Raw genomic sequence first — 15961 nt, 5'->3', positions numbered from 1 at the left:
GCCCCGGCAGGCAAGTCAACGGCATTGCGACGGAGGGTAGTGCGGTACTTTGTCGCCGTGGCTAATGGCCTCTTCGCGGGCGCTTCACAAACCTCAGGACCGTGATACGCCTGTGGGAGCGGGCGCGCCCGCGAAGAATCCAGTGGTCATTTATCAGGCCACCTGCAAGGTGTTCTTGCGCTTACGCTCGGCCAGGCCCCACACCAGCAATCCCAGCCCGCCAATCACCAGCCCGGCCACCACAATCCCCATCCAGCCCTGGCGCTGGAACAGCTGCGTGCCCAGCAACGACCCAAGCGCCCCGCCAATGAAATAGCAGGTGATATAACCGGCATTCAGCCGCGTACGTGCCTCCGGCCGCAGGGCGATCACCGCGTTCTGGTTGCTCACATGCACCAGCTGTACCGCCAGGTCGAGCATCAGCACGCCCAGCAGCAAGGCGAGCAGCGACTGTTCGGCAAACCCCAGCGGCACCCACGACAGCAGCAACACCACCAGGCCCACGGTGGTGCCCAGCGACCCCTTGCCACGGTCCGCCAGGCGTCCGGCCCAGTTGGCCGACAACGCACCCGCCGCACCGGCCAGGCCGAACAGGCCGATCACCGCATCCGAATAGTGATAGGGGCCTTTCGCCAGCAGAAACGCCAGGGGTGTCCAGAACAGGGCGAACAGGCTGAATGCCAACAGACCGAGCAGCGAGCGCAGGCGCAGCACGGGTTCTTCGATGAACAGGCGGAACACGGAGCCGATCAGTGCAGGGTATTTCAGCCCGGCGTGGCTGTGGTGCTGCGGCAGGCTGCGGTATAGCGCCAGCGCGGTAAGTGCCATCAGCACGGCGGCCAGCACGTAGATACTGCGCCAGCCACCCAGCTCGGCCATGAAGCCGGCAGCAGTACGCGCCAGCAGGATGCCCAGCAGCAGGCCGCTCATCAGCGTGCCGATCGCGCGCCCGCGCTGATGCGGCTCGCTCAGGGTCGCTGCCATCGGCACGAGGATCTGTGCCACCACCGAGAACAGCCCGGTCAGCGCCGTGCCGAGCAGCAGCCAGGGCAGGCTGGGTGCACAGGCGCTGATGACCAGGCCCAGGGTGGAGACAACGGTCATCACGGTAATCAGCCGGCGCTGCTCGAACAGGTCGCCCAGCGGTGCTAGCAGCAACAGGCCGGCGCCATAGCTGAGTTGCGCGGCAATCACGATGCTGCCGGCACTGGCGGTGCTCAAGCCAAATTGCTGGGCGATGCTGTGCAACAGCGGTTGGGCGTAGTAGTTGCTGGCCACGGCCAGGCCTGTGGCGGTAGCCATCAGCAGGATCAGGGCGCGGCTGAGAGTGGGGGTGTGCATGCAATTCTCGTGGGGGCAGTCGTGTGTGGTGATGATTATCAGCAAGTGTCAGGCATGACACCAATGTATAGTTTTCAACCTATTCATCTTGAAAGCAGATAGATCGATGAACCTCAAGCAGCTCGAATACGCCCTTGCCGTGGCCGACACCGGCAGTTTTACCCGCGCGGCGGAGCGTTGCCATGTGGTGCAGTCGGCCCTTAGCCATCAGGTGGCGCGGCTGGAGGCGCAACTGGGGGTGAGCCTGTTCGAGCGTAGTTCGCGACGGGTGCGCCTGACACCTGCGGGGGAAGCTTTTGTGCTCAGTGCACGGCCCGCGGTGGAGGCGGCCCGGCGCATTGCCGATGACGTTGCGGCGGCCTGCGGCCAGGTGCGCGGGCGGCTGGCGATTGGTGAAATCAGTTCGCTCACCGCGCTGGACCTGGTCGACCTGTTGGCGGTATTCCATGGTCGTTATCCGGATGTGGATGTGCGCTGGCTCACGGCCAAGAGCGAATTGCTGATCGCTGACGTACTCGAGCGGCGCCTGGACGTGGGCTTTATCGGGCTGTGGCAGGGCGAGGTGGTGCAGGGGGTGCAGCATCGGTTGCTGGCGAGGGAAGAACTGGTGGCTGTGTTGCCATTGGCGCACCGCCTGGCGGGCATGGCACAGCTGGCGCTGGCTGACCTGGCAGGCGAAGTGTTGGTGGATTTCCCCGAAGGCACTGGGGCGCGACGACAGACCGACGAGGCGTTTCAGGCGGTGGGGTTGCAGCGTCGGGTGCAGTTCGAGATAGGGCATGTTCGTCTGGTGGAGAAATTCGTGCAGCGGGGCATGGCCGTTGGCCTGGTGCCTGAGCGGGTAGCTCAGGGCATTGAAGGGGTGGCAGTGGCGCGGTTGGTGGATGCGCCGGTGCGGCACTTGTATGCGGTGTGGTCGTCCAGCCCCACACCGGCTGCCCGGGCTTTTCTGGACGTGATGGAACAGTGCCTGGGGGCAAAGAAAGGCTAAGCCTGTGCCGGCGCTGTCGCGGCACAGGCAACCTTTCAATCAGGCTGCAAACCCACCGTCCACCGTCAGGCTGGCCCCGGTGATATACCCGGCTTCAGGCCCTGCCAGGTAAGCCACGAAGCTGGCAATCTCCTCCGGTTCGCCATACCGCCCAATGGCCATCAGCGGAATCAGGCTCTCGGCGAACTCGCCACTGGCCGGGTTCATGTCGGTGTCCACCGGCCCGGGCTGCACGTTGTTCACGGTAATGCCCTGCGGCCCGAGGTCGCGTGCCATGCCGCGGGTCAGGCCAACCAGTGCCGACTTGCTCATGGCGTACGGTGCACCGCCGGCAAACGGCATGCGCTCGGCGTTGGTGCTGCCAATGTTGATGATACGACCCCCCTGGCCCATGTAGCGTGCCGCGGCCTGGCTGGCTACAAATACGCTGCGTACGTTTACGGCCAGCATGTGATCGAAGTCGGCCAGGTCGAACTCGGTCACCGGGGCCACTGCCAGCACACCGGCGTTGTTGACCAGGATATCCAGCCGGCCGAAGGCCTTCACGGTGTCATCCACCGCCAGTTGCACAGCTGCCGCATCAGCGCTGTCAGCCCGCAGGGCCAAGGCTTTGCCGCCGTTCTCGGTAATTTCCCGAGCCAGTTCTTCAGCCGGGCCGGCAGAGCTGACATAGGTGAAGGCCACTTGCGCGCCTTCGCGGGCCAGGCGCCGCACGATGGCTGCGCCAATGCCTCGGGAGCCGCCCTGAACCAGGGCTACCTTGCCTTCGAGTGTAAGTTGCTTGGACATGCTGTTCTCCTGCTGGAAGCCAGGCCGAAATGCCTTGGATGGGGCACAGTATCGGCGCTCGATTACCTACTGATAAGATGGCAATCACTATCAGCAGAGTAAACCTTTGGTTGTTAATCATGGCCATGGAATCGTTCAGCGCGTTGGAATGCTTTATCCGCAGTGCCGAGGTTGGCAGTTTTGCCGAAGCCGCCAGGCGCCTGAGCCTTACCCCGGCTGCTGTGGGCAAGCACGTTGCGCAGCTGGAAGCGCGCCTGGGTGTGCGGTTGTTCCAGCGTAGTACCCGCAAGCTGACCTTGACCGAAGCGGGGCAGCGTTTTCTCGGCGAGGTCAGTGACAGCTTTCGCACCATTCAGTACGCCGTGGCCAACCTGGCCAGTGCCGAAGGCCAGCCAGCCGGGTCGTTACGGGTGAGCATGGGCACGGTGTTCGGGCGTTTGTATGTGCTGCCGTTGCTGGGGGAATTCTTGCGCCGCTACCCGGCGATTACCCCGGATTGGCATTTCGACAACCGCCAGGTCGACCTGATCGGCCAGGGCTTCGATGCAGCGATTGGTGGTGGTTTTGAACTGCCACCGGGGGTGGTGGCGCGCAAGCTGACCCCGGCGCACCGGGTGTTGGTGGCGGCGCCGGCCTATCTGCAGCAGCACGCGCCGATAGAAGATCCGCAGGTGCTGCAACGCCATGACGGTATCCTGGTCCGGTCACCGCAGACCGGTCGGGTGCGCTCGTGGCCGCTGACCAGCCGTTGGCAGGTGCAGCAGCCGCTGCAATTGCGCCAGGCGATGACCATGAGCGATTCGGACGCGGCATGCGCGGTGGCCGAGCAGGGGCTGGGCATTGCCCTGGTGAGCCTGCCGTTTGCCGTGCCCTACCTGCTGGCCGGGCGGCTGCTGCGGGTGTTACCGGACTGGTATGTGGACGATGGGCATATCAGCCTGTATTTCGCCGAGCACAAGCTGTTGCCGGGCAAGACCCGGGCGTTCGTCGATTTTGTGGTGGAGCAGTTTGCCGAGCAGGGGCTGGCGGGGCGGTTCGATGCCTTGCAGGCCCTTTAGAGAATTATTGCCTGTGCCGGCCCTTTCGCGGGCCCGCCCGCTCCCACAGGGATATCACAGCCCTGAAGACAGTGGGCCCCTTGTGGGAGCGGCCGGTTCAGACAACATCGACAATGAACGATACCTGCGCCCCCAGGCTCACCTCGTCATCCACCCGCTTGCCCAGCAACAGCTGCCCCAGCGGCGAACGCGGGGTAATCACCGTCACCAACCCGCTGCCTTCGCCAATCTTCAAACCCGCTGCCTCAGGCCCCAGAAACAGCCGGCGCTGCCCGCCATCTTCATCCTCCAGGGTCACCAGGTTGCTTACCTGTACGCCGCGCGCCGGGTCGTAGTCACGCAGCAGCAACTGCTGGTAGATCACCAGCGCCTGGCGGATCTCGGCACTGCGGCGGGCCTGGCCGGTGGCCAGGTACGAGGCCTCCAGGCCCAGCGTGTCATACTTGTTCTCGGCAATGTTCTCTTCGGCGGTGGCGGCCTCGTAGGCGGTTTGCGCCGCGCGGGTCAGCACGTCCAGGTCATGCTCGAGGGTGGCGACAATCAGCGCCAGCAGGTGGGGCTTGTCCATGGTCAGTAACAGAACTCCAGCACGTTGGCCTGGCTTTTTTCGGTGGGCGCGGTACGGTTTTGCTGTAGCCAGAACTGGCACTTGGGGCTGTTGAGGTTGCGCGGATTGCCCTGTGCGGCATCGGCGGCCTGTTGCAGCTCCTGTTTGTGCAGGATGTCCTTGTAGCGTTCGAACATCTCGGCCTGGCCATCCTGGGCAGTGGTCGGCGCGGGTGTTGAAGTGGGTCGGTAGGCGTGGGGGGCCACAATCTGGGCCAGCGGTTGCACCTGCTGTGGCCACAACTGCTGGGCCAGCCACAGGCTCACGGCAATGGCCATGGCGCCCAGCCATAGGCCCAAGGCTACGCACATGATCAACGGCAACGGCTTGAGGGTGATCTTCAGTTCACGGTGGCGCGGCATGTCAGCCTCCTGGCAGCGTGGTAGAGGGGCATTGTCGCATGCGCTTGGGCATTTTTCTGCGCAGGTGCTTTTGTCAGCGCCAATTTATGCGCAGAATTCGCGGTTTTTGCACCAGCACGGGAGGGGCGCATGAAAGCCACCTGGGACATCTTCTGCAGCGTCGTCGACAACTACGGCGATATCGGCGTGACCTGGCGCCTGTCCCGGCAGTTGGTGGCCGAGCACGGCCTGGCGGTGCGCCTGTGGGTGGATGACCTCAACGCTTTCACGCCCATGTGCCCTGGCGCCGATGCCACGGCGGCGCAACAGTGGCAGCACGGTGTGGATGTGCGTCACTGGCCGGCAGCGTGGTTGCCGGTGGCCCCCGCCGACGTGGTGATCGGCGCGTTCGCCTGCCAGTTGCCGGCGGCGTATGTCGAGGCCATGCGTGCCCGTCCGCAGCCGCCGCTCTGGCTCAACCTCGAGTACCTGAGTGCCGAGGACTGGGTGGAGGGTTGCCATGGGTTGCCTTCGCCGCAGCCCAATGGTTTGCGCAAGGTTTTTTTCTTCCCGGGCTTTACCGACAAAACGGGCGGTTTGCTGCGCGAGGGTTCGCTGCTGGCCCGGCGTGATGCGTTCCAGCAGTCGGCGGATGCGCGCCGTGCCTTCTTGCTGGGGCTTGGTGTAGACCCTGTGCCGGGTGCGCTGCTGATCTCGCTGTTCGCCTATGAAAACCCACAGCTGGGCAACTGGCTTGATGCCCTGGCCACGGCTGACCAGGCCTGCCACCTGTTGGTCCCGCAGGGGCGCATCGTCGCGGGGCTCAGCCAGTGGCTGGGCGAGGGGCCGCTGCACGTGGGTGATGTGCGCACGCGTGGGGCGCTGACCGTTCAGGTGCTGCCATTCGTCAGCCAGGATGACTTCGACCGGCTGTTATGGAGCTGCGATTTCAATGCCGTGCGTGGCGAAGACTCGTTCGTGCGTGCGCAGTGGGCGGGGCAGCCGATGCTGTGGCACATCTATGTGCAGGACGAGAATGCCCATTGGGAAAAACTCGAAGCGTTCCTCGCGCATTATCGCTGCGGCCTGTCAGACGATGCCGATGCAGCCCTGCTGGGCCTGTGGCGTGCCTGGAACATGGATTTCGACATGGGCCAGGCCTGGCGGGCGGCCCGCCAGCATTGGCCGGAACTGCAGCAGCATGCCCGCCGTTGGGGGGCGCGACAGGCCGCTCAGCCGGACCTTGCCGAAGCGCTAGTACACTTTTACCGAAATTCGCTATGATACGCGGCCTCGATTTTTATAAATCCATCCAGATTCGGATACTTCGTAATGAAAACTGGTAAAGAACTGAAACCCGGTACCGTACTGCGGATCGACAACGACCCGTGGCTGGTTCAAAAAGCTGAGTTCACCAAGTCGGGCCGTAACAGCGCGATCATGAAGACCAAGCTGAAGAACCTGCTGACCGGCTACAAGACCGAAACCGTATACGGTGCGGACGACAAGCTGGACGACGTGATCCTGGATCGCAAAGAAGCGACCCTGTCGTTCATCAATGGTGACGAGTACACCTTCATGGACACCACCGACTACACCATGTACGAGCTGAACGCCGAAGACATCGAAGCCGTTCTGCCGTACATCGAAGAAGGCATGGAAGACGTCTGCGAAGCCGTGTTCTTCGAAGGCCGTCTGGTGTCGGTTGAACTGCCGACCACCATCAGCCGTAAAGTTGTCTACACCGAGAACGCTGCTCGCGGTGACACCTCCGGCAAAGTCATGAAGCCTGCCAAGCTGGCGAACGGTACCGAGATCTCGGTTGCCGACTTCATCCAGATCGACGAGTGGATCGACATCGACACTCGCGACAACAGCTTCAAAGGCCGTTCCAAGAAGTAATGCTTCTTGCGAGACGCAAAAAACCCGGCGCAAGCCGGGTTTTTTTATGCCTGTGTGCTCGTGCTTTTGTGGGTGCAACTGTCGTGCTCAATTTTTAAAAGCTGGCGCAGATCCGTGTGGGAGCGGGCTTGCCCGCGAACACGGGCGAAGCCTGTGCCATCCACCGCGGTGTTTTCTTCACGGGTAAACCCGCTCCTACAGGGCATTGCGCAAGCCTTTGCGCCTTAGACGGTTACGTGCAGGCGCACATCCACATTACCACGGGTGGCATTGGAGTACGGGCACACCTGATGCGCCTTTTCCACCAGCCCTTCGGCATCGGCCTGGGCCAGGCCCGGCAGGCTGATATGCAGGTCGATGTCCAGGCCGAAACCGCCCGGGATCTGGCCGATGCCCACCTTGGCGGTGATCGAGGTATCTGCCGGCAGGGCTTTCTTCTCTTGCCCGGCCACGAATTTCAAGGCGCCGATGAAGCAGGCCGAGTAACCGGCGGCGAACATCTGCTCGGGGTTGGTGCCGTCACCGCCCGCGCCGCCCAGTTCCTTGGGGGTGCTCAGGCTGACGACGAGCTTGCCGTCGCTGGAGCGGGATTTGCCGTCGCGCCCACCGGTGGAGGTAGCTTCTGCGATGTACAGCGGAGTGACCTTTTGCATCTTGAGCCTCGCTAATGTGCTGTGCACTCCCGTTTGCAGGAGGGCGGGGTTGGTGTGGGATTTAAATTAGCGCGCAATTAATTAGCGCGCAAGATAAATCATCACCGTTCATCGGAACGGCCATTTCACAGCATAGCGTTCAGAGGTTTTTTTGCAGGTTGTCGCGCAGGTTCAGCAGGTCGGCTTGCAGTTGCTGCAGCTGCTCCAGGCTGCGCCCGCTGGCCTTGAGAATGCACTGCGGCACCGCTTTGGCCTGCTGTTGCAGGGCGCGGCCCTTGTCGGTCAGTTGCACCATCACTACCCGTTCATCTTCGCGGCTGCGGTTGCGCTGCAACAGGCCTTCGCTTTCCAGGCGTTTGAGCAGCGGGGTCAACGAGCCTGGGTCGGTCAGCAGGTGCTGGCTGATTTCGCCCACGGTCAGGCCGTCACGCTCCCAGAGCACCAGCATGGCAAGGTATTGCGGGTAGGTCAGGCCCAGCGCCTGCAGCAGCGGTTTGTAGACCTTGGTCATCAGCAACGAGGTGGAGTGCAGGGCGAAACAGACCTGGTTGTCCAGCAGCAGCTCGTCACAGGAGGCTTGGGTGTCGGCGTTCATGCAGGTCCTTGAAAGTGATCAATGGAAAATTCTGGCACGCTGATCATCAGTGCGCGAATTAATCGCGCAATTCACTGCGCAAGGCCAGGTCCCAGGGTGGAATCGGGCTGAAGCGGCTCTTGAGGAATTCGAGCAGCAAACGGCTGCGAGAGTTCGTTTCATGTGCCAGGCGTAGCGCGTAAATGCCGCTGGTCTCAGCTTCAGGCAAGCCACCGTCGCAGAACAACGGGATAAGCTCGCCGCGCAGCAGGTATTCACTGATCAGCCAAGTGGGAAGGTGGGCTATCCCCAGGCCGGCGAGGGCACCGAACAGCAGGGTTTCGGCATTGTTGGCGGCCATGCGCATGCGCGCGGGGCGGTACAGGCGGGTGTGCCCGGCCACACTGAAGCGCCAGGCGAACGGCGGCGCCAGGCCATCCCAGTCCAGCCCGTCATGCCCGGGCAGTTCGCTGGGGCAGGTGGGGATGCCGCGGCTGGCCAGGTAGGCGGGGCTGGCGCAGGCGATGCGCACCATGTAGGCGAGTGGTGTGGCGACCAGACGGGTGTCGGCCAGGGGGCCGGCGCGCAGCACCAGGTCGACCTCGCCCAGGTGGCTGCCCTGCAGGTCGACGAAGCTGTCGATCAACCGCAGTTGCACGTCCAGGCCCGGGTAGGCCACCAGGAAGTCGGCAATGGCCGGGGCCAGGTGGCGGCGGCCAAACGCGGCAGGTGCGTCGATGCGGATCAGGCCTTCCGGGGCATTGCTCAGTGACACCGCTTCGGCCCGGGCCAGGCGCAACTCCTCGATGATGCGCTTGGCCCGCTCGGCAAAGGCGTTGCCTGCAGGCGTGGCCCGCACCGCGTGGGTGCTGCGGGTGAACAGGCGGCTGCCGACGGCGCTTTCCAGGTTGTCGATGCGCCGTGCTACCGCAGACGGGGTCAGCGGGTGGCGACGGGCGGCGGCAGAAAAGCTGCCGGTTTCCAGCACATCAAGGAACAGGCTCAATTGGTCGGTCAGGGTATCGGGGCTCATGGCTGCCTTGCTTTTGCGAAAAACGCACAGCCATTGTGCGCTGCTGTGCGTTTCCCCGCCAGCGCACAATCGTTAGCATGCTCGCATTATTGGTACAGGCGGACGAGGCCCTGATGATCGAGTGGTTGTTGTATATCGTGCTGGGCGCTGCCCTGGGCACCATGGGGGGCTTGTTTGGCATTGGTGGCGGGCTGATCGCGATTCCGGCGTTGGGTGTGCTGTTTGGCCTGGACCAGCAGTTGGCGCAGGGGACCGCGTTGGTGATGGTGGTGCCGAACGTGCTGCTGGCGCTGTGGCGGTATCACCAGCGCAACCGCATCGCGTTGCGCCATGCACTGCCGCTGTCGGCGTGCAGCTTCCTGTTCGCCTGGTTGGGGTCGATCTGGGCGGTGGGGCTTGATGCGCATTCCATGCGCCTGGGTTTTGTCGGCTTCCTGGTAGCGCTGGCGGCGTGGAACGTGGTGCGGATGTTCATGAAGGTGTCGCCGCCGAGTGCCGAGCTGCGTCATGCCTGGCCGTGGCTGGGTGTGCTGGGCAGCTTTGCCGGCACCATGGGCGGCTTGTTCGGGGTGGGTGGGGCCGTGGTGGCCACGCCGGTCCTGACCAGTGTGTTCGGCGCCACCCAGGTGGTGGCGCAGGGGCTGTCACTGGCGCTGGCGGCGCCGAGTACCTTGGTCACACTGGTGACCTATGGCGTGCACCATAGCGTTGACTGGGGGGTTGGGATTCCCTTGGCGGTGGGTGGCTTGCTCAGCATCAGCTGGGGCGTGAAGCTGGCCCACGCGTTGCCGGAGAAGGTATTGCGGGCAATGTTCTGTGTGTTTCTGGTGGTCTGTGCGGTGATGCTGGGGTTTGAGCTTTGAGATGTTGGGGCCGTTTTTCGGCCCCCGATCACTTGAAACCCTCAATGATGTAGTCGGCCATGCAGTCGGTGATTGGCGAGGGGGTCTGCGTACTGCGCACCAGCATTACATTGGCCATGGGCAACTGTGGCAGCCCTTCGCTTTCACCCAGTATGCGGATGTTGCCCCCGATCAGGCTCTGCAGCTGCGCGGTCACTGCCAGCCCGGCGGTGACGATGGCAAAGATCGCTGCCAGGCTCGGGCTGGTGTAGGCAATACGGTAATCGATGCCCTGTGCCTCCAGCGCATTGCAGGTCCAGGCGCGACAGAAACAGTCGGTGTTGAACAGCGCCACCGGCATCGGCCGCTGTTCGTGCGGGCAAAAGCCTTCTGCCGCGGCCCACACCAGGCGTTCCTGGCGCAGCAACTGGCCAATCTCGTTGCCGGGCTCGCGGGTGACGATGGTCAGGTCCAGATCCTGGCGCAGCATCAAGTGCTTGGACGAATCGCAATGCACTTCCACCTGCACCAGCGGGTAGGCCTGGGCAAAGCTCGACAGGATGGTCGGCAGGAAGCGCATGGCGTAGTCGTCCGGTGTGCCAATGCGCACCAGGCCAACCATGTGCGGCATGCGCAGGGTGTTGAACACTTCGCCATGCAACTTGAGAATGCGTCGGGCATATCCCAGCAGGACCTGACCTTCGGCGGTCAGCCGCACCTGACGGCCATCACGTTCGAAGAGCTGGCGCTGCAGAACGTCTTCTTCCAGGCGTTTCATCTGCATACTGACTGCTGACTGGGTGCGGTTGACCACTTCGCCTGCTCGGGTAAAGCCGCCTTGCTCGGCAATGGCTACGAAGGTGCGCAGGACGTCCGCGTCGAGGCTTTGGTACTGGGACATTGCATCAATCTCCGAGATGCATCGCATCAGAAACATTCGTTGGATTGATCTTATGCCTGGCGTGAGACTGAGGCCATCAACACGGAGGGCTTCACGATGAAAGGTCATGTCAGCAGCATCCAGCAACCAGCCTTTTCCCTGAGCTACCTGTGGCACGCGGCTCTGCAGCGTCCGGCGCGTTGGCTGGAGCTGTACCGTCAGCGTCAGGAGTTGGCCAGTCTCAGTGATGCAACCTTGCGCGACTTGGGGTTGAGTCGGGCGGATATCCAGCAAGAGGCCGAGCGGCATTTCTGGGATGATCCACTGAGGAAGTGAGTTGGGTCCAAGCGCCTGGCTTCAGCTTTTCAGCGTCCGGGAGATCGAGCGCCGCCCGCGCGGCGCATCGCGAGCAAAGCTCGCTCCTACATTTGTTTCGGGCCAGTTACGCCTGTGACAGGCGCGCGCGACCGCCTTGTTAGTTCGACGTGATGTCGCGCCATGCGCCAAGGCGTTCGCGCACAAATGCCACAGGAAAAATTGGCCCGAAACAGATGTAGGAGCGAGCTTTGCTCGCGATGCGCCGCGCGGGCGGCGCTCGATCTCCCAGGCGCCACAAAACTCAAGGCATGCGCCCCAGCCTCACCGCCGCACCTGCTTGAGGGTTTCGGCAATCAGGAACGCCAACTCCAGCGACTGATCGGCATTCATCCGCGGATCACAATGGGTGTGATACCGGTCAGACAACGCATCCTCGGTGATCGGCCGGGCACCGCCAATGCATTCGGTGACGTTCTGCCCGGTCATCTCAATATGGATACCGCCAGCATGGCTGCCCTCGGCCTGGTGTACCTGGAAGAACTGCTTCACCTCATCCAGAATCTGCGCAAAATCGCGGGTCTTGTAACCGCTGCTGGCCTTGATGGTATTGCCGTGCATCGGATCTGAACTCCACAGCACCTTGCGCCCCTCGCGCTCGACCGTGCGGATCAGCCCCGGCAAGTGGTCGCCAACCTTGCTCGCGCCCATGCGCACGATCAGGTTCAGACGCCCCGGGTCGTTGGCCGGGTTGAGCGTGTCGATCAGGCGGATCAGCTCTTCGGGGTTCATGCTTGGGCCAACCTTGACCCCGATGGGGTTGTGCACGCCACGCAGGAACTCGACATGGGCCCCATCGAGCTGGCGGGTGCGGTCGCCGATCCACAGCATGTGCGCCGAGCAGTCGTAGTAGTCGCCGGTCAGGCTGTCCTGGCGCACGAAGGCTTCTTCATAGTTCAACAGCAGCGCCTCGTGGGCCGTGAAGAAGCTGGTTTCGCGCAGTTGCGGCGCACTGTCCAGGCCACAGGCACGCATGAACGCCAGGGTTTCATCGATGCGATTGGCCAACTGGTGGTACTTGTCGGCCAGCGCCGAGTTGGCGATGAAGTCCAGGTTCCACTTGTGCACCTGGTGCAGGTCGGCAAACCCGCCCTGGGCGAACGCGCGCAGCAGGTTGAGGCTGGCGGTGGCCTGGTGGTAGGCCTGCAGCAGGCGCTCCGGGTCCGGAATACGGCTTTTGGCGTCGAAGCTGATGCCGTTGACGATGTCGCCGCGGTAGGCGGGGAGGGTGACGTCGCCGATGGTTTCATCGCCAGATGAGCGCGGTTTGGCGAACTGCCCGGCCATACGCCCCACTTTCACCACCGGGCAGCCAGCGGCAAAGGTCATGACAATGGCCATTTGCAGCAACACCTTGAAGGTGTCGCGGATTTTTGCGGCCGAGAACTCGGCGAAGCTCTCGGCGCAATCGCCGCCCTGAAGCAGGAAGGCACGGCCTTCAGTGACTTCGGCAAACTGCCGACGCAGCTCGCGCGCCTCACCCGCGAACACCAGCGGCGGGTAGCTGGCCAGGGTCTGTTCAACCTTCAGCAGGCGCGCGGCATCGGGGTAGGTCGGTTGCTGCTGGATCGGCAGGGCGCGCCAGCTGTCGGGGCTCCACGGTTGGTTCATCTTGGGCTCGGTCTTGTCGGTTGTAGGCTATGGGCCATGGTAACAGTTGGCGCTGCGCTTGTTGCATCCAGGGTGTTGGCGGACAATGCGCGTTTTTGCGCAGGCGGGTGGTGGACATGACGGCGGAACGGCAAGAGCGGCTGCTGGCACGGGTGGAAGATGCGTTTGGCGTCATCAGCGTGTACGAAGTAGACGACTACCGCTTTCTGGAATTCGGCGATGCGATCGAGCAAAGCTGCGTGTTCACCGCCGACCCCAGCTGGCTGGAGTACGACTACACCCGCGCCATGCTGGTGGGGGCGCTGTGCCACGAACTGCCTGAGAGTGCACTGTTTCTGGGCCTGGGCGCCGGCACGCTGACCCAGGCCTGCATGAAGTTCCTGCCGCTGGAAGACATCGAGGCCATCGAGCTGCGCCCGGATGTGCCGCGCCTGGCCATGGATTACCTGGGCCTGGACGACGACCCGCGGCTGTATGTGCGCATCGGCGATGCCCTGGAGCTGCTGCCCACGGCAGAGAAGGCCGACCTGCTGTTCGTTGACTTGTACACCGATCATGGCCCTGGGGTCGGGCACCTGGCGTGGAACTTTCTGGAGAACTGCCAGCAACACCTGAACCCAGGCGGCTGGTTGGTGATCAACCAGTGGGCCACCGATGATGGCAGGCCGCTGGGCGCGGCGTTGCTGCGCGGGTTGTACCACCGGCATTACTGGGAACTGCCTGTGAAGGAGGGCAATGTGATTCTGCTGGTGCCGGCAGACCTGGAGCAGTCGCTGGACCTGGACGGTTTGAGAGCCCGGGCCGAGGCGCTGGCGCCGCGTTTGGGGTACAGCCTCGATGGGCTGATCCGCGAGATTCGGCCGGCTACCTGAATGGCTGACGCGCGCCGACACCGAGCAAGTAAGGCTTCAGGGGATTATCGATTCAGCCTGTCGTGCGCGATGGCCCGATACTGGCCCTGCCTCCATGAAAATTTTCCTCACGTACGCGACTATTTCAGGTATAGTACGCGCCGGTCTTTTAGCGGACCTCAAAATCAGGTGGTGCAAATCCTCCGAGTCCAGCTTCGGCTGCGCGTCCGCTAGGCGGACCTTCCCAAGTTTTCTTTTTCAATCGTTTTCGCAAATCCCCGCCGCCAAAGCTGCCTGGGTGACCTTACGGTCTTTCAAGGCATGTGCAGCTTTGGAGCATGGGTCTTTGCGGATGCACCTAGAGGCAGACCCATGACCCAGGAAACCGGCGGCTTCGCCGCTCTCGATCTTAATCCGAACATTGTTGCTGCCGTTGTGGCTACCGGCTACGAAGAGCCGTCCGCCATTCAGCAACAATCGATCCCGATCATCCTCGCCGGTCACGACATGATCGGCCAGGCGCAGACTGGCACCGGCAAAACCGCTGCCTTCGCCCTGCCGATCCTGAACAAGATCGATGTGAGCAAGCGCGAACCGCAAGCCCTGATCCTGGCGCCAACCCGTGAGTTGGCGCTGCAAGTTGCTACCGCTTTCGAAACCTACGCCAAGCAGATGCCGGGCGTGAACGTTGTCGCCGTCTACGGTGGTGCCCCGATGGGCCCACAGCTGCGTGCGATCCGCAACGGCGCGCAAATCGTCGTGGCCACCCCGGGCCGTCTGTGCGACCACCTGCGTCGTGACGAAAAAGTCTTGTCGACCGTACAGTACCTGGTACTGGACGAAGCCGACGAGATGCTGAAGCTGGGCTTCATGGACGACCTCGAAGTGATCTTCGACGCAATCCCGGCTACCCGTCAGACCGTGCTGTTCTCCGCAACCCTGCCGTCGTCGATCCGTTCGATCGCCGAGCGCCACCTGCGCGAACCCAAGCACGTCAAGATCCAGACCAAGACCCAGACCGTTACCGCGATCGAGCAGGCCCACCTGATGGTCCACGCGGACCAGAAGATCCCGGCTGTGCTGCGTCTGCTGGAAGTGGAAGAGTTCGACGCGCTGATCGCCTTCGTGCGTACCAAGCAAGCCACCCTGGACCTGGCCGCCGCGCTGGAAGCCAAGGGCTACAAGGCTGCTGCGCTGAACGGCGACATCGCCCAGAACCAGCGTGAGCGCGTGATCGACTCGCTCAAGGATGGCCGCCTGGACATCGTCGTCGCCACCGACGTCGCTGCCCGTGGCCTGGACGTACCGCGCATCACTCACGTATTCAACGTTGACATGCCGTACGACCCGGAGTCCTACGTACACCGTATCGGCCGTACTGGCCGTGCCGGTCGCGATGGCCGTGCACTGTTGCTGGTTACCCCGCGTGAGCGCCGCATGCTGCAGGTGATCGAGCGTGTTACCGGGCAGAAGGTTGCCGAAGCGCGCCTGCCGAATGCCCAGGCCGTGCTGGATGCCCGCATCAAGAAGCTGACCTCGAGTCTGGCGCCGCTGGTAGCCGAAGCAGAAGCCACCCACGGCGAACTGTTCGACCGCCTGACCACCGACCTGGGTTGCAGCGCGCGTGCCTTGGCTTCGGCCCTGCTGCGCAAGGCCACCAATGGCCAGGCGCTGGACCTGGCGGCGGTAGAGCGCGAGCAGCCGCTGGTGCCGAGCTTCGCCCCGCGTGGTGAACGTACCGAGCGCGGTGAGCGTGGCGAGCGTCCTGACCGTGGTGATCGTGAGCGCCGTGCGCCGCTGCCGTTGGCCGAAGGCCGCGTGCGTTGCCGTACCGCCCTGGGTGCCCGTGATGGCATCGCTGCCAAGAACCTGTTGGGGGCGATCCTCAACGAAGGTGGCCTGGCGCGTGACGCTATCGGCCGCATCCAGGTGCGCGACAGCTTCAGCCTGGTCGAGCTGCCGGAAGACGGCCTCGAGAAGCTGCTGTCCAAGCTCAAGGACACCCGCGTGGCTGGCAAGCAGTTGAAGCTGCGTCGCTACCGCGAGGATTGATCCTGGCGTAACGAAAAAATCCCCGGCTTAGGTCGGGGATTTTTTTTGCCTTTACCGGCCC

At 63.2% G+C, this 15961-nt stretch carries 16 protein-coding genes and 1 pseudogene; 8 read left to right on the top strand and 9 right to left on the bottom strand.

Annotated features, from left to right (window positions below; genetic code table 11):
• Nucleotides 1-153: 153 nt before the first annotated feature.
• Complete coding sequence (locus tag ACF8EA_RS19310) at nt 154-1341, bottom strand: MFS transporter (RefSeq protein ID WP_084852258.1); 1188 nt, start codon at nt 1339-1341, stop codon at nt 154-156.
• Nucleotides 1342-1447: 106 nt separating this feature from the next.
• On the opposite strand from ACF8EA_RS19310, the gene ACF8EA_RS19305 reads away from it, so the two are divergent.
• A complete protein-coding gene (locus tag ACF8EA_RS19305; RefSeq protein WP_135192784.1) occupies nt 1448-2332 on the top strand; it encodes a LysR family transcriptional regulator in 885 nt (294 codons plus the stop codon).
• Nucleotides 2333-2371: 39 nt separating this feature from the next.
• On the opposite strand, the gene ACF8EA_RS19300 is transcribed toward ACF8EA_RS19305, so the two are convergent.
• Complete coding sequence (locus ACF8EA_RS19300; protein WP_021783104.1) at nt 2372-3121, bottom strand: 3-oxoacyl-ACP reductase family protein; 750 nt, start codon at nt 3119-3121, stop codon at nt 2372-2374.
• Between the two features lie 119 nt (nt 3122-3240).
• On the opposite strand from ACF8EA_RS19300, the gene ACF8EA_RS19295 reads away from it, so the two are divergent.
• Entirely contained in the window at nt 3241-4179 is a 939-nt protein-coding gene (locus ACF8EA_RS19295) for a LysR family transcriptional regulator (protein WP_392522991.1), read from the top strand.
• A gap of 97 nt (nt 4180-4276) precedes the next feature.
• Here the strand turns inward: ACF8EA_RS19295 and ACF8EA_RS19290 are convergent, their stop codons facing one another.
• Both ACF8EA_RS19290 and ACF8EA_RS19285 read right to left on the bottom strand, forming a co-directional pair.
• Complete coding sequence (locus tag ACF8EA_RS19290; RefSeq protein ID WP_392522989.1) at nt 4277-4747, bottom strand: transcription elongation factor GreAB; 471 nt, start codon at nt 4745-4747, stop codon at nt 4277-4279.
• 2 nt (nt 4748-4749) lie between these two features.
• The gene (locus tag ACF8EA_RS19285; RefSeq protein WP_392522987.1) at nt 4750-5148 is read right to left on the bottom strand and encodes a hypothetical protein; all 399 of its coding nucleotides are present in this window, start codon (nt 5146-5148) and stop codon (nt 4750-4752) included.
• 129 nt (nt 5149-5277) lie between these two features.
• On the opposite strand from ACF8EA_RS19285, the gene earP reads away from it, so the two are divergent.
• Both earP and efp read left to right on the top strand, forming a co-directional pair.
• Nucleotides 5278-6411 (top strand): elongation factor P maturation arginine rhamnosyltransferase EarP, encoded by a 1134-nt coding sequence (gene earP, locus ACF8EA_RS19280; protein WP_392522986.1) that lies wholly within the window; start codon nt 5278-5280, stop codon nt 6409-6411.
• Between the two features lie 48 nt (nt 6412-6459).
• A complete protein-coding gene (gene efp, locus ACF8EA_RS19275; protein WP_003252871.1) occupies nt 6460-7029 on the top strand; it encodes an elongation factor P in 570 nt (189 codons plus the stop codon).
• 224 nt (nt 7030-7253) lie between these two features.
• Here the strand turns inward: efp and ACF8EA_RS19270 are convergent, their stop codons facing one another.
• The 3 genes from ACF8EA_RS19270 to ACF8EA_RS19260 form a co-directional block, all read right to left on the bottom strand.
• On the bottom strand, nt 7254-7682 hold the full coding sequence (locus ACF8EA_RS19270; RefSeq protein WP_101195952.1) for an organic hydroperoxide resistance protein: 429 nt from the start codon (nt 7680-7682) through the stop codon (nt 7254-7256).
• A 139-nt stretch (nt 7683-7821) separates the two neighbouring features.
• The gene (locus ACF8EA_RS19265; RefSeq protein ID WP_392487623.1) at nt 7822-8277 is read right to left on the bottom strand and encodes a MarR family winged helix-turn-helix transcriptional regulator; all 456 of its coding nucleotides are present in this window, start codon (nt 8275-8277) and stop codon (nt 7822-7824) included.
• A 58-nt stretch (nt 8278-8335) separates the two neighbouring features.
• Complete coding sequence (locus tag ACF8EA_RS19260) at nt 8336-9289, bottom strand: LysR family transcriptional regulator (protein WP_392522984.1); 954 nt, start codon at nt 9287-9289, stop codon at nt 8336-8338.
• A gap of 113 nt (nt 9290-9402) precedes the next feature.
• Between ACF8EA_RS19260 and ACF8EA_RS19255 the strand changes: the two genes are divergently transcribed.
• Nucleotides 9403-10152 carry a sulfite exporter TauE/SafE family protein gene (locus ACF8EA_RS19255; protein ID WP_392523003.1) on the top strand — a complete coding sequence of 250 codons (750 nt, stop codon included), beginning with the start codon at nt 9403-9405 and terminating at the stop codon, nt 10150-10152.
• Between the two features lie 28 nt (nt 10153-10180).
• On the opposite strand, the gene ACF8EA_RS19250 is transcribed toward ACF8EA_RS19255, so the two are convergent.
• Complete coding sequence (locus tag ACF8EA_RS19250; protein WP_392522982.1) at nt 10181-11032, bottom strand: LysR substrate-binding domain-containing protein; 852 nt, start codon at nt 11030-11032, stop codon at nt 10181-10183.
• A gap of 96 nt (nt 11033-11128) precedes the next feature.
• Between ACF8EA_RS19250 and ACF8EA_RS19245 the strand changes: the two genes are divergently transcribed.
• Nucleotides 11129-11347: a DUF1127 domain-containing protein gene (locus tag ACF8EA_RS19245; RefSeq protein WP_014591954.1), complete on the top strand. Its 219-nt coding sequence runs from the start codon at nt 11129-11131 to the stop codon at nt 11345-11347.
• A 303-nt stretch (nt 11348-11650) separates the two neighbouring features.
• Here ACF8EA_RS19245 and ACF8EA_RS19240 read toward each other — a convergent pair whose 3' ends face one another.
• Nucleotides 11651-12997 carry a class II 3-deoxy-7-phosphoheptulonate synthase gene (locus ACF8EA_RS19240; RefSeq protein WP_392522980.1) on the bottom strand — a complete coding sequence of 449 codons (1347 nt, stop codon included), beginning with the start codon at nt 12995-12997 and terminating at the stop codon, nt 11651-11653.
• A 116-nt stretch (nt 12998-13113) separates the two neighbouring features.
• Between ACF8EA_RS19240 and ACF8EA_RS19235 the strand changes: the two genes are divergently transcribed.
• A complete protein-coding gene (locus ACF8EA_RS19235; protein ID WP_021783115.1) occupies nt 13114-13869 on the top strand; it encodes a spermidine synthase in 756 nt (251 codons plus the stop codon).
• Nucleotides 13870-14186: 317 nt separating this feature from the next.
• Nucleotides 14187-15900 (top strand): annotated as a pseudogene (locus tag ACF8EA_RS19230) (DEAD/DEAH box helicase).
• Nucleotides 15901-15961: the final 61 nt, after the last annotated feature.

The organism is Pseudomonas sp. YQ_5, from assembly GCF_043103305.1.
GTDB classification, from domain to species: domain Bacteria; phylum Pseudomonadota; class Gammaproteobacteria; order Pseudomonadales; family Pseudomonadaceae; genus Aquipseudomonas; species Aquipseudomonas putida_Y.
Note: the sequence above shows the minus strand (reverse complement) of the source record. Positions and strands in the feature narration are given on the sequence as shown.

Excerpts from the sequence above, each read along its gene's own strand:
- ACF8EA_RS19265 (WP_392487623.1), bottom strand. The coding sequence starts at position 8,277 with ATGAACGCCGACACCCAAGCCTCCTGTGACGAGCTGCTGCTGGACAAC.
- ACF8EA_RS19290 (WP_392522989.1), bottom strand. The coding sequence starts at position 4,747 with ATGGACAAGCCCCACCTGCTGGCGCTGATTGTCGCCACCCTCGAGCAT.
- ACF8EA_RS19260 (WP_392522984.1), bottom strand. The coding sequence starts at position 9,289 with ATGAGCCCCGATACCCTGACCGACCAATTGAGCCTGTTCCTTGATGTG.
- ACF8EA_RS19245 (WP_014591954.1), top strand. The coding sequence starts at position 11,129 with ATGAAAGGTCATGTCAGCAGCATCCAGCAACCAGCCTTTTCCCTGAGC.
- earP (WP_392522986.1), top strand. The coding sequence starts at position 5,278 with ATGAAAGCCACCTGGGACATCTTCTGCAGCGTCGTCGACAACTACGGC.
- ACF8EA_RS19300 (WP_021783104.1), bottom strand. The coding sequence starts at position 3,121 with ATGTCCAAGCAACTTACACTCGAAGGCAAGGTAGCCCTGGTTCAGGGC.
- ACF8EA_RS19270 (WP_101195952.1), bottom strand. The coding sequence starts at position 7,682 with ATGCAAAAGGTCACTCCGCTGTACATCGCAGAAGCTACCTCCACCGGT.
- ACF8EA_RS19295 (WP_392522991.1), top strand. The coding sequence starts at position 3,241 with ATGGCCATGGAATCGTTCAGCGCGTTGGAATGCTTTATCCGCAGTGCC.
- ACF8EA_RS19250 (WP_392522982.1), bottom strand. The coding sequence starts at position 11,032 with ATGTCCCAGTACCAAAGCCTCGACGCGGACGTCCTGCGCACCTTCGTA.
- efp (WP_003252871.1), top strand. The coding sequence starts at position 6,460 with ATGAAAACTGGTAAAGAACTGAAACCCGGTACCGTACTGCGGATCGAC.
- ACF8EA_RS19285 (WP_392522987.1), bottom strand. The coding sequence starts at position 5,148 with ATGCCGCGCCACCGTGAACTGAAGATCACCCTCAAGCCGTTGCCGTTG.
- ACF8EA_RS19305 (WP_135192784.1), top strand. The coding sequence starts at position 1,448 with ATGAACCTCAAGCAGCTCGAATACGCCCTTGCCGTGGCCGACACCGGC.
- ACF8EA_RS19255 (WP_392523003.1), top strand. The coding sequence starts at position 9,403 with ATGATCGAGTGGTTGTTGTATATCGTGCTGGGCGCTGCCCTGGGCACC.
- ACF8EA_RS19240 (WP_392522980.1), bottom strand. The coding sequence starts at position 12,997 with ATGAACCAACCGTGGAGCCCCGACAGCTGGCGCGCCCTGCCGATCCAG.
- ACF8EA_RS19310 (WP_084852258.1), bottom strand. The coding sequence starts at position 1,341 with ATGCACACCCCCACTCTCAGCCGCGCCCTGATCCTGCTGATGGCTACC.
- ACF8EA_RS19235 (WP_021783115.1), top strand. The coding sequence starts at position 13,114 with ATGACGGCGGAACGGCAAGAGCGGCTGCTGGCACGGGTGGAAGATGCG.